Annotated in this window: 10 protein-coding genes; 3 read left to right on the top strand and 7 right to left on the bottom strand. The window is 34.3% G+C overall.

Translation table 11 applies throughout. The features are described 5' to 3' along the window. Positions 1–39 precede the first annotated feature (39 nt). Positions 40–945 (top strand): DMT family transporter, encoded by a 906-nt coding sequence (locus tag AC1Q51_RS00825; protein WP_097821605.1) that lies wholly within the window; start codon positions 40–42, stop codon positions 943–945. A gap of 42 nt (positions 946–987) precedes the next feature. Here AC1Q51_RS00825 and AC1Q51_RS00820 read toward each other — a convergent pair whose 3' ends face one another. The 5 genes from AC1Q51_RS00820 to AC1Q51_RS00800 all read right to left on the bottom strand — a co-directional run bounded on the left by AC1Q51_RS00820 (position 988) and on the right by AC1Q51_RS00800 (position 6,415). After that, positions 988–1,608, bottom strand: a complete 621-nt coding sequence (locus AC1Q51_RS00820; protein WP_071714428.1) for a YcnI family copper-binding membrane protein — start codon at positions 1,606–1,608, stop codon at positions 988–990. Positions 1,609–1,642: 34 nt separating this feature from the next. Beyond that, positions 1,643–3,292 (bottom strand): copper resistance CopC/CopD family protein, encoded by a 1,650-nt coding sequence (locus AC1Q51_RS00815; RefSeq protein WP_142317836.1) that lies wholly within the window; start codon positions 3,290–3,292, stop codon positions 1,643–1,645. Positions 3,293–3,620: 328 nt separating this feature from the next. Then, positions 3,621–4,040 carry a VOC family protein gene (locus AC1Q51_RS00810; RefSeq protein WP_000750850.1) on the bottom strand — a complete coding sequence of 140 codons (420 nt, stop codon included), beginning with the start codon at positions 4,038–4,040 and terminating at the stop codon, positions 3,621–3,623. Positions 4,041–4,125: 85 nt separating this feature from the next. Next, positions 4,126–5,484, bottom strand: coding sequence for a branched-chain amino acid transport system II carrier protein (brnQ, locus tag AC1Q51_RS00805; protein ID WP_001284785.1), 1,359 nt, complete (start codon positions 5,482–5,484; stop codon positions 4,126–4,128). A gap of 238 nt (positions 5,485–5,722) precedes the next feature. Beyond that, positions 5,723–6,415 carry an FMN-dependent NADH-azoreductase gene (locus AC1Q51_RS00800; RefSeq protein WP_087875201.1) on the bottom strand — a complete coding sequence of 231 codons (693 nt, stop codon included), beginning with the start codon at positions 6,413–6,415 and terminating at the stop codon, positions 5,723–5,725. Positions 6,416–6,707: 292 nt separating this feature from the next. Here AC1Q51_RS00800 and AC1Q51_RS00795 point away from each other — a divergent pair, with 292 nt between their 5' ends. Further along, entirely contained in the window at positions 6,708–7,673 is a 966-nt protein-coding gene (locus tag AC1Q51_RS00795) for an arsenic resistance protein (protein WP_000103804.1), read from the top strand. A gap of 204 nt (positions 7,674–7,877) precedes the next feature. Here AC1Q51_RS00795 and AC1Q51_RS00790 read toward each other — a convergent pair whose 3' ends face one another. Together AC1Q51_RS00790 and topB are read right to left on the bottom strand one after the other, a co-directional pair. Continuing rightward, entirely contained in the window at positions 7,878–9,125 is a 1,248-nt protein-coding gene (locus AC1Q51_RS00790; RefSeq protein ID WP_097821604.1) for a DUF4153 domain-containing protein, read from the bottom strand. Positions 9,126–9,328: 203 nt separating this feature from the next. Then, positions 9,329–11,473, bottom strand: coding sequence for a DNA topoisomerase III (gene topB, locus AC1Q51_RS00785; protein ID WP_000766771.1), 2,145 nt, complete (start codon positions 11,471–11,473; stop codon positions 9,329–9,331). Positions 11,474–11,795: 322 nt separating this feature from the next. Between topB and AC1Q51_RS00780 the strand changes: the two genes are divergently transcribed. Continuing rightward, positions 11,796–12,341 carry a hypothetical protein gene (locus tag AC1Q51_RS00780; RefSeq protein ID WP_000458530.1) on the top strand — a complete coding sequence of 182 codons (546 nt, stop codon included), beginning with the start codon at positions 11,796–11,798 and terminating at the stop codon, positions 12,339–12,341. Positions 12,342–12,346: the final 5 nt, after the last annotated feature.

Raw genomic sequence — 12,346 nt, 5'->3', positions numbered from 1 at the left:
ATATCATAGTGAAATGAATAACAACAAGGAGGTCTTTCAGTGACACAGCTTTCTCGAACTAAGACGGCCATAATCCTTACCTTTCTCGTTTTCATGTGGGGAATCAATTGGCCTTTATCAAAGTTTGCCCTGCATTATACACCACCTGTTTTATTTGCAGGCGTTCGAACTTTAATTGGAGGATTCATTTTACTCCTGTTCGCATTACCGAAATACAAAGAGTTACATTTAAAAGAAACGTGGCATTTATACGTTATTTCTTCTTTACTTAACATCATTATATTTTACGGATTACAAACTGTCGGCCTTCAATATATGCCTGCTGGGTTATTTTCCGCCATTGTATTTCTACAACCAGTTTTACTCGGTATTTTCTCGTGGATATGGCTTGAAGAATCAATGTACGGCTTGAAAATTTTCGGGCTTGTTCTCGGATTTATTGGTGTAGGTGTTATTAGCTCTAGCAGTTTAACAGGACATATTTCTATTATTGGAATCCTTCTCGCGTTAGGATGCGCTATCGGCTGGGCACTTGGCACAGTATTTATTAAGAAGACTGGTCACCGTGTTAATGCCATTTGGATGGTAACACTTCAGCTTATTATTGGTGGCCTTTGCTTAATTGGATTTGGTTCAGAGTTTGAAAGCTGGTCTAGTATCGCTTGGAGTATACCATTTGTTAGCGTACTTCTCTTTATTTCGTTCTTCGTTATTGCAATGGGGTGGCTTGCATACTTCACACTTGTTGGAGCTGGTGAAGCAAGTAAAGTTGGGGCTTATACATTCCTCATTCCACTAATAGCTATTATTGTAAGTTCAATTTTCTTACATGAGGCTATTACCATTAGCTTATTCATCGGACTATTATTTATTGTTGTGAGTATTTGTTTTGTAAATATAAAACCGAAAACACTTGCTGTAAGGCAGCAAGTTGAAGTGAAATAAATATGGGAAAGAGCCTACTGTTTGTAGGCTCTTTCTTACGTTTTACTTTTTACGACGTACTACAAAAACACACGCACTTACCGACGATACTATCGCCAAAATAGATAAGACAATTGCTATCAATTGCATATTACTAGTACCTTCATTCTTTTCTACACTAGACACTTCACCATGTTCTCCTGTTAATGACGTACCTTTTGCAATTGTAGTAAGTGAATGCGGTTTTTCAGCTTTTTCATCACCTGTCCATTCAACAATTTCTCCATCTTTATATTGTTGATATGCGTCCCAAGCTATTTTTTGTTCCTTATTTGGATTTTTAGCGACGAAAGTAAATCGTTGAAACTGACCAGGTAAAATCCCTTCTCCTGTCGCTTCCCATACTACAGTTTTAACTTTTCCATCTGTATCTTTTTTCTCTTCCACTTTCCATCCTGGCACTGGTTCATACTGTTGAAACTCGACGCCAGCTGGTATTTTCAGCGTGACTTTTGTCGTTGCCATATTTTTTTCAACTGGTACTTTTATCGTATAAGTCTCCCAAGAGTTAACATCTGAAATTGCTGGTTTCACAGTTACGTGAGCACTAACAGGTAACGAAAAAATCCCCATTGCAATAATTGTTGCGATCATTGTTGTTCCTAATTTTTTTATACGTTTCATTTTCTATTAGCTCCTTTTCATACATAGCTTCTTTTTATCTGCCACCGACAATAAATTTAAAATCTGTATCGAAACTATCAAGAGATTTTGTTAATCCATGAACATGTATATTCCAGTTTCCTGTCATGTTAATATACGTACCTTCTGCTTCATATTCTCCCGGTGAAACTACTGAAACTTTAAATGAACCGTTTCCCATGTTCATATCTAATGATTGAGTCGTCAATATCATTTGTTCCATATCAGTAATAGGCTGTCCCTTTTCATCCTTTAGTGTAATATGGAATTTATTTTGACCTACCTTATTCGGACTTACATTTAGCGTAAGTTCATATCCATTATCTAATTGCTTACTCTCTGTAAATGGTCCAGTAGGAGGCATCGGTGGTGTTTGTACGTTTGTCATAAAAGCTACGATTACGAAAATGATAATTCCAATGACAAACTCTACTTTCACCGTAGCTCCTAATCCTTGCTGTGCTCGCATTCTCCCTTTCACATAATGAATAATTCCCAATATCCCCATGAAAATGAATAAAAGTATCTTTGTTAATAAAGCCAATCCATACTTCGTATCAAATAACGAGTGGATTGTTGGAATAAAAAATGTACTGTTAAAAAGGCCTGTTATTAAAATCACGATGACAGCACCTGTTGCCCACGGTGAAAAACGCTTAATCATATCCCAATACATATGCCACTTGTTATCCTCATTACGTAAAAGAAGAATAATAGATGATAAACCACCCACCCATAATGAAGCTGCGAATAAATGTAGAAAATCCATAACGACAGCAATGTTTTTAAACTTTAAACCGTATGCGTGACTATTAAAGGCCTTCATAACAAGTAGCCCTATAAACAATAGTATTGGAATACTCCATACTTTAAACGACGAAAACTTCTCATGCTTCACCGCAAAATACGTAACAATTATAAGCGTACTAATGAGAACCATTTGAGTAATCCATACATAACCAAAAACAGAAAGCTGTAATGTTTCTTTTAATAGTAAAGGATTGAATGCTTCTAGCCATGAAACATCAGCATTTATTTTCGCTTGCAATGGTAGGTTGAATAACAAGCTAATAAATATCCCAAATAAGGAGATCCATATTATGTTCTTACTCCTTGATCGAACCGAGGTTGCATTCCCTTTATACATAATAAGATTAAAGAAGAGAACTCCTAAAAATAGCGAGAAACTCGCATATAAAATTCCACGTTCCATAATCATATCGATTTGCGGGACATACCCCATCTCTTCCACTTGTACATCGTCTGTTCCCGCTTCTGCTAATCCAATACGGAATGGAATAACCCCTTGAATTGGATGTCCATCAGCTGAAATAGCTTTCCACTGAATAGAGTAGAGACCATTTTTGAGATTTTCTTTTAATCCGGCTTCTAATAGTTTTTTATTTTTTTTATCAATATGAGCATCTTTTAAATCGACTCTTTTACCTGATGTATCTCTCACGTACAATGTATTAAAACGTGAAACTTGTATGTCCTCATCGAATTCAATTTTCACAACAGATGGTGCTCTCTTCAACGTTTCATTTTCCATAGGGTTTGATTTCACAACGTACGCATGAGCAGATGCACTTTTCGGTATCAATATGATAAGCACACATGCAAGTAATAACCATGTCCCTAATCTTCTCATTACTTTCACACTCATTTCACTTCTTTCTTCCTCATCGCTCTATTTTCATTACTTTAACTTCCGAAGTTTGATTCTCGGGCGAAATATTAACCTGATTAAATATAAACTTCTATAAAGTATAACTCTTATTTCTCTTCCACCTCTAAACTTCTAATATAATAGTAACTATCACTATAGATACAACTTACATTTTTAAAGTCGATTGTTATTATATCATAAAATATATTTATGTAAGTTATCAAAGAAGAAAAGTTATCGTGAATCATTTGTGAAGAAAATGTGAAATGCATAAATAAAAAGGTGTTACGTAATAACGTAACACCTTTTTAAAAATATCCTTCTTCTATTTCTCTTCCGGATAATCACAATACTCGATAATCGTTCCTTCTGTATCCGCTGGGTTAAGATAAATTAATCTTCTGCCGTGTTTATTAATTCGAAGTGTATGCTCTAACGTTCGAATGCCTTGCTCCTTTAACTCTTCTAAAGCTACATCTAAATCATCTACTCGATATGCAACATGATGTACACCTTTACCTTTTTGTTTGATGAATCTGGCAATGGGCGACGTCGTATTATTCGTCGGTGCAAGTAATTCAATTCTATCTCCATCCACTTCAAGAATGGCTACTTCGCTTTCCACACCAGGAGCTTCACTTACGTAACGATCTATTAAAGTTCCTAGTAACACATTTTCATAAAAACGTATCGTACTATCTATATCTCGAACTGCGATGCCGATATGATCAATTGTTTTTTTCATTTTATTTCCCCTACTACTTTATTTTTTCTATCCTTATCAATAGTAACAAAAAAAGTTATAGAAACAAGTTCTATAACTTTTTTATTTAACCTATTTTCTTATCCGCTCTAGTTGCTGGTTGAACTTGATTTTTTGCTTTTACAACGCTAATGCCATATCCGATAAATCCACCGATAATCGCTGGGAAGATCCAGCCTAATCCTACTTCCTGCATCGGAAGGAATTTAGTGAACACTTGGCTTACTACTTCAATGTTAACTCCAGCTGCACTTAATCCATCAAATAAGCTGATGATAAATGTTACGATTAAGCTTACTTGATAAACTTCAGCTCTTCCTTTAAATAATGAATGGAAGAATGTTAAGAAAATCAATACGATTGCTAGTGGATAAATTGCTGTTAATACTGGAACAGAAACTGCGATCAATTGTGTTAATCCTACGTTTGCAACAATTGCACTAAATACACATAGCGTAATTGCAATTGCTTTGTAAGGAACATTTGGGAATAACTTATGGAAGAATGAAGAACATGCTGATACAAGTCCCACACTAGTTGTTAAACAAGCTACTGTAATCATTAATCCTAATAATACTCCGCCATATGATCCGAAATAGTAGTTAGAAACTTTCGCTAATACTTCTCCGCCGTTCTCTAAATGTCCAAGCTTTGCAACACTTGAAGCACCCATATAAGAAAGTGCTGTATAGATAATTGCTAAAATAGATGCTGCAATAATTGTCGCTTTTGCACAAACGACCATAATTTGTGTTTTCGTTTTCGCACCTTTTTCTTTAATAGCATTGATAATGATAATCCCGAATACAAATGATGCTAGCGTATCCATCGTTAAGTATCCTTCTTGGAATCCTTTAAAGAATGCATGTGATGTATAAGCTTCCACTGGTGCTTGCATATCTCCAATCGGATGTATAAAAGCAACGATTACTAAAATACCGATGAAAGTCAACTTAATTGGCGTTAAGATTTTTCCAACAATATCGACAATTTTCGCGGGATTTAGCGAAAAAAAACAAGTGATACTAAAGAATATAATTGTGAAAAGAATTAAAGGTGTAGAACCTACTCCTTCTGGCATAAACGGCTTAAGACCAATTTCATAAGAAACATTTCCTGTTCTTGGTATTGCAAATAACGGACCAATCGCTAAGTATAAAACTGTTGTAAACACAATCCCAAACACTGGGTGAGCACGACTAGCTAACGACTGCAAATCATCTTTACCTGAAAAACCAAATGCTAGTACACCTAGTAATGGTAATCCAACACCAGTTACTAAAAATCCAGCGTTAGCAATCCATACATTCTCTCCAGCTGATTGACCAAGCATCGCTGGAAAAATTAAATTTCCCGCTCCAAAAAATAGTGCAAATAACATTAATCCAATAACTACTATGAACGAAAACGGTACTTTATTCGCCATAATATAACCCCCATTCAAGTTTCCTTATCTCATTTTCCAATTTTAACTAATTGAATTTTCTGAATATTTAATTTAAGTATCAACTATTCTTGAATTCATTATAGTTTGCTATATAATATTTTGCAATACTATTTTCGAACTTTTCTTTTATTTTATAAATATACATTTTTTAACATGAAAAATAGACTAAAAAACCAACACGGTCATCCATGTTGGTTTTTCCATTTACTATCATAAATTAAAATTTCGCTGCTACTTTTTTAACGTTTTCTAGACCTTCTTCAACAATTTGTTGTGAACGATCTGGATATTGATTGTGCCCTTCAATTACAACTGTCTCTGGATTTGTAATTCCCCAGAATCCAAGTACAGTTGTTACGTAATTAACTGCCATTTCCATAGGAGCCATTTGCTCTGAAGAGTAATCTGAACCACGAGCACCTAACACAACTACTTTTTTACCACCAACTAAACCTTCTGGGCCATTTTCTGTATATTTAAACGTTTTTCCAGCTTGAGATAAGTATGAAATATATGTGATTAATGGTGCTGGTACTGTAAAGTTCCATAATGGGAATGCAAATACAACCTTATCAGCTTCTAAAAACTGATTTAAATATTGATCTACTATAGCAACTGCCTTCTCTTCTTCAGCTGTTAACTCCATGCCTTGGCTACGTTTATATCCACCTGAAATCGCGATATTTCCGTAATAAGGAAGATCTAATGCAAATAAATCTAATTCCGTAATTTCTGTATTTGGATTTGCTTCTTTATAAGTACTTACAAATGTTTCATACATTTTTGAACTAACTGCTTGCTCCGCTGGACGATCGTTTGCTTTTACAAATAATACTTTTGACATTTTTTTATTCCCCTCTACATTCGTATTTTCTTCTTTTTTACCAAATAATGAGCTAAATAGTCCCATTTTCTTCACCTAATCTTTCTTTTCATATTCATTATTCATCATCATAAAAATTCTTATTCTAAGAAAAAGTTCCAATAGATACCTTAAGTTAAGCCGCTGAAACTTTTTGTTATTTAATTACCTTATGTAAGTGATTGTAATATAGTCACTTACTTTAGTCAAGTAACTTTTAATAAAAAATAAAATCTCAATTTAAAAATATTAACTAAAATACAATTGAACACCAAATACATCTTTATTACTTGTATAATAAACTTAGAGAGGAAAATTCATATATAGAAAGGATTTATTCATGAGCACTATAGAAAAGATTCAAACTTTTATTATTCTTTTTGCTGTTACATGCGGCATCGTACTCGGACAATTTAATATGATACATACGTATTCAGACAAATTTATTGTCCCCTTCTTATTTTTCATGCTATATGGATTATTCCTCAGCATCCCATTAAAAGAAATAAAAAAAGGATTTCGCAATTTAAAATTTGCTGGAACAAGTCTTACTATTAACTTCTTATGGACACCTTTACTCGCTTGGGGGTTAGGGGCACTATTTCTTTCCGATCATCCAGCACTTTGGGTTGGATTTATAATGTTAATGGTTACTCCATGTACAGATTGGTACTTAATCTTTACTGAAATAGCGAAAGGTAATGTAGCACTTTCTACTGCAATTTTACCTGTAAATTTAATTTTGCAAGTTCTACTCCTTCCCATTTATTTATTTTTATTTGCTGGTGTCATGAAAACTGTAGCGGTTTCTGTTTTAGTAGAAAGTATTGTTATCGTAATCGTCTTACCATTTATACTTGCACACGCTACAAAATTCATTATGAATAAAATAAAAAAAGCTGAAACTCTCGAGAATAAACTCATTCCGTTTTTTAGCTCTGCTCAAATTGTATTTTTAAGTTTAGCAATAGTAGCGATGTTTGCATCACAAGGTAAATATTTACTACAAAATATGAATGTTGTTTTATTATTACTCGTCCCTGTTCTATTGTTCTTCATCATTAATTTTTTACTAGGACAATTTATCGGGCGCATGATGCATTTATCTTACAAAGATACAGTAAGTCTAAGCTTAACAACGTTAGCAAGAAACTCACCTGTTGCACTCGCTATCGCTGTGACCGCTTTTCCAGATGAGCCTCTTATCGCACTTGCACTCGTTATTGGACCATTGATTGAGTTACCAGTACTAGCTTGTGTGTCACAAGTTTTGTTGCTTATTAAGAAAAAACGGCAATACGCATAATAAAAAACGTCCCATTTTGGGACGTTTTTTATTATGGAAAGATTACATACAACACTTATTTCTTATTTATCATTACAAATGAAATTACCAAAACTACAAACATAATAATACCAATTATAATAAAGTGAAACTTTAATCATTGGGGGTTTTGTTCATCCCCCAATGATTATTAGCCCTCACCACTCCCGCATTAACAGATCCTTTCTAATTAAAAATGATAGGAAACGTAAATATAACGAAAGCTGCCCAAAGTCCGTATATTGGCAAATACTTCGTAACGGCATCTTGGATAGCTTTTGGTCCTGATTTGTTTTGCAAGAAACGCATATAGGAAAACATAATCCAAATGAGATTTGCCCAAATCAGTATGTTTACTCCTAAAACAGCAAGTCTATTAGGTGTAATCCCGTAAGAAGAAAGTCTAAATACTATGGCTGACAATGCGACAGTGTCAATAATAAGCGCCAGAACAATTAAGGAAAAATTTATATAATCTGAAATATTCTTTTTCTCGTCCGAGTCACTTTCAACGATAGAAAATATGGTAACAGCCAATACACCAAGGAGGATTCCGTTGAAGGCCATTAGGAAATTGCGATCCAAGAACGGATTTTTCCCGACCCAAATTACCGTTATAAGATAGATAAGCAACGTGATCAGGACGAGAGGACTAAAAATTTTAGATATGTATGGTGTAATATTTTTAGCAAGCTTAAGATTCATTGATACTAAGTATGCAGCCACAATAGCGAGAGCCGCTGCTCCAAATAAAACAACATTACTAAAATAGAATTCTCCTATATCTAAGTCAACAAAGCTAAATAAACGCATGGTGAATACTGCTAGTATCATTCCGCTCACTGCCATGCTGGCGTAAAGAAGACAATATTCTAAATTAAATTTTATATAGGCTAATCTTGTACTGCCTTTTGAATATTCATTTCCTGTAAACGCAAGCCCTACTAAGACCCATAAAAATATAGGAAGATGTAAATAAGCAAGAATGGTACTGTCTTTATAATTTAATGGCAACGTATTAAGATACATCCCGGAAATAAGGAACAACGCTGCAAGGGAATAAATAATACTTTTTTTTGGAGTATTATTGTAAACAAAATAAGCAGCAATAAAGGGAATTACACCAAAAGCCAAGTTAATTGGAGCAATTGCTTCCTGCTCAACAAAGTGGAAAATGATCCTGGTGCTTATGCCGGCCAGAATAGCTAAAAGGCCCATGAATAAGAAACCTTTTTGAAACAAAGATGTTCTTTCTTTATTTACTTTCTCCTTGAAATGCAACCTTTCATACCAAGCACCTAGAACCTGGGAATCAGGGTTTTGGTCCCATGCTTGTGAGAATGCTTTTTTAAAAGCTTTCGGATCTTTTCTATACATCTTCTCCAACTCATGGGGGTTATCCATATTTTTAACAATCAAATTGTTAATGTTCATAGTTATACCTCCTCTAATTTTAAAAATAAGGTTGTTACCTTTTAACAAAAGCACCTCACTCATTTATTATGATTTGATTTTAATACAAAATTTATCGTTTTACAATAAAAAATTATTATTTAAAGGATTTTTTTTATCGTTAAATTTTAAATAAAAGAAAAACAAAAGAGCATGACAGTTTTATGTCATGCTCTTTTAACAAATTAATTCTCAAATACAAAATTAATCTTATTATCTTTCCACTCTAATTTCGCATCAAACGTTTTCTCGCCCTTTTTAAAACCTTTAATTAAATCAGTCTTTTCACCTTTTAAGAGCTTTGTCATATTCTTTTGCGAAATTGTTTTACTTAATATCTTCTTTGAAATGGTGAAATCACATTGCGTTGTATTATAGTTAGAACAACCGTAAAACGTTGACTTATCAATTACATCACCATCACATTTTTTACAGCTACCAACCTTTTTACCCGTTGTAAATTTCGATCCTTTCCGTTCAATCGATTCAACATGTAGTCCCGTGAAATCCCACTTCTCAGACATTTCCACTGCGTCTTCAATAATTTTAGCTGATAGCTTTTTCGTCTGTTCCATAAATGTAGCTGGTGAAGCTGTACCTTCACCAATTTCCGCAAGACGTTGTTCCCATTTCGCAGTCATTTCCGGTGAAGCTAGTATTTTATCACCAATTGCGGTAATTAATACTTTTCCTTTATCAGTCGCATACACTTGGTTTTTCTTTACATCTATATACTTACGGTCTTTCAGCATCGTAATAATACCTGCGCGAGTCGCTTCCGTACCTAAACCTTCTGTTTTCTTTAATACTTTCTCCAGCTCTTCATTCTCTAAATACTTACCAGCTGTTTTCATTAACGTAATAAGTTGTCCTTCTGTATAGCGCTTCGGTGGCTGTGTTTTTCCTTCTTTCACTTTCACCTTTACAACTTTTCCTTCTTCGCCTTCAGCTACAATTGGAAGAATGGTTTCGTCATCTTTATCGTCTTGGAAAATAACTTTACGCCAACCTTCTTGAATTTGCTGTTTTCCTTTTGAAATGAATTCAGCACGTTCATCTACAAGCGTTACAATCGTTGTATAGTCAAAGATTGCAACTTCATAATGAGCTGCAATAAGCCTTCTTACGATCATATCGTATATTTTCTTTTCATCACCTGATAGTCTGCTTGGGTTTGTAACTTGCTCTGTCGGAATAATTGCGTAGTGATCTGTTACTTTCTTTTCATTTACATAACGCTTGTTATTCATAATGGATTCAACCGGAGCCGGTAATAAGCCTTTATATTCATCAAACTGACTTAACTTCTGTAAAATATCAGGGAACGTCGCTGCTTCTCCTTGTGTAACATAGTTAGAATCTGAACGTGGATAAGAAACAATCCCTTTTTGATAGAGTGCTTGCGTTATATCAAGCGTCTTTTTCGGTGAAAACTTAAAGGCTTTATTTGCCGTTGCTTGCAGTGATGATAAGTTAAATAAAAGCGGCGGCTGAAACTCTTTACGCTCCGTTTTCATTTCCTTCACAACAGCCGGTTTCCCTTGGCAAAATGCCGCAATTTTATTCGCCATATCAGGGTCTTTTAAGCGGGATTCATTATCCTTTTCCCATTTTCCGTCATATTTCTTTCCTTCTATATTAAAGGTTGCAAACACTTCCCAGAAAGGCTCTGACTTAAAGTTTTCAATTTCTTTCTCTCGCTTTACAATCAATGCTAACGTTGGTGTTTGGACACGACCAGCAGAAAATACATCATTCATTCCTTTTTTCTTTAACAAAATACTAAAGACACGTGATGCATTCATACCAACAACCCAGTCAGCGCAAGATCTTGTGTATGCTTCGTAATACGTATTAATTGTATCTGATTCATCAAGTAGATTTTTAAATCCTTGGTAAATAGCTTGCTTCGTTAAAGATGAAATCCATAGACGTTTCATCGGCTTTTGCACGTTACAAAGATTAATAATATTTCGTACAATCAGTTCCCCTTCACGCCCAGCATCGCCTGCGTGAATAATTTCTGTTACCTGTGGATTATGTAACAGCTGTTTCACAACGTTAAATTGCTTATACTTTGACTTTGTTACTTCAAATTGAAAACGCTCTGGAATCATCGGTAATGTATTAAGTGACCATTTTTTCCACTCTGCGTGATAATGCTCTGGATTACATAACTGCGTTAAATGACCAATTGCCCATGTACAGTACGCTCCATTTGGAAATAACTCATTTGCTTCTACTTCTAAATATCCATCTTTCCGGCGATATTTAAACTGTGAAACAAGAGCCAACCCTTGATCTGGTTTCTCGGCAATAATTAATTTCATTTTATAACTCCCTATCTGTATTCCAGTGTTACTTTCATTGTCTATATGTTTAGAAGCGATGATAAAACAACAATCTTATTTATCATTCGCGGTTTGTCTCGCAAATGTGAGACCTATAATATTATACGCTTATTCTTTATGGCTTCACAATAGAAACTCATAATATAACAATTTCTTTCACATGCTTACAATTAAAAAAGACGCCCTAAAAAATCAAGCGTTCCTTTGCTTACATCTATGAAATTGTGCAGATAATATGCAGATATAAATTATCATAAGTACACATATGATGAAATGAACGATAGGACAAGGAGGTATCATAATGTTTGCTTATACGTTAACTACCTTAACACTTTGCTGTACCTCAATTCTTATTGCATCCAATATTTCTAAACGTAAGGGTACCCTAATGGAGTATATGGTATTTATTATGTCTTTTAGTATGAGTATCGGTTTAAGTATTGGTTTTTATTTAGGCATTCTCTTTAAGGGGGAATTACTATATTCTACTTTACTTGCTATTTTAATTAGTGGTTTTATCGGTTTTTTAGTGGGTCTACGTTTTCACCTATATACTGCTTTAGAAGGACTGTTCTCTGGATTAATGGCAAGTATGATGGGAGCAATGATTACAGAAATGTTAAACGCTCAACAAGCTCATAGTATATTGTTCATTAGCCTTTTACTTACTATAACGATTACTATGTCCTGTGTGATTCAATTGTTATCGGAGAACTTTTCTACTTTTATCCAACAGCGTTTTTTGTTATTACTTTCAATTAGTGTAGTAATTATAGTTGCCGTATTCGCGACATTCCCACATCATACTCCTGCACCTTCACCTGGGCATAATCAACATATAAATTAGTACTT

This window comes from Bacillus sp. MT94, assembly GCF_058792475.1.
This window is presented reverse-complemented; position numbering and strand designations above follow the sequence as displayed.

Excerpts from the sequence above, each read along its gene's own strand:
- AC1Q51_RS00820 (WP_071714428.1), bottom strand. The coding sequence starts at position 1,608 with ATGAAACGTATAAAAAAATTAGGAACAACAATGATCGCAACAATTATT.
- AC1Q51_RS00815 (WP_142317836.1), bottom strand. The coding sequence starts at position 3,292 with ATGAGTGTGAAAGTAATGAGAAGATTAGGGACATGGTTATTACTTGCA.
- AC1Q51_RS00810 (WP_000750850.1), bottom strand. The coding sequence starts at position 4,040 with ATGAAAAAAACAATTGATCATATCGGCATCGCAGTTCGAGATATAGAT.
- brnQ (WP_001284785.1), bottom strand. The coding sequence starts at position 5,484 with ATGGCGAATAAAGTACCGTTTTCGTTCATAGTAGTTATTGGATTAATG.
- AC1Q51_RS00800 (WP_087875201.1), bottom strand. The coding sequence starts at position 6,415 with ATGGGACTATTTAGCTCATTATTTGGTAAAAAAGAAGAAAATACGAAT.
- AC1Q51_RS00795 (WP_000103804.1), top strand. The coding sequence starts at position 6,708 with ATGAGCACTATAGAAAAGATTCAAACTTTTATTATTCTTTTTGCTGTT.
- AC1Q51_RS00790 (WP_097821604.1), bottom strand. The coding sequence starts at position 9,125 with ATGAACATTAACAATTTGATTGTTAAAAATATGGATAACCCCCATGAG.
- topB (WP_000766771.1), bottom strand. The coding sequence starts at position 11,473 with ATGAAATTAATTATTGCCGAGAAACCAGATCAAGGGTTGGCTCTTGTT.
- AC1Q51_RS00780 (WP_000458530.1), top strand. The coding sequence starts at position 11,796 with ATGTTTGCTTATACGTTAACTACCTTAACACTTTGCTGTACCTCAATT.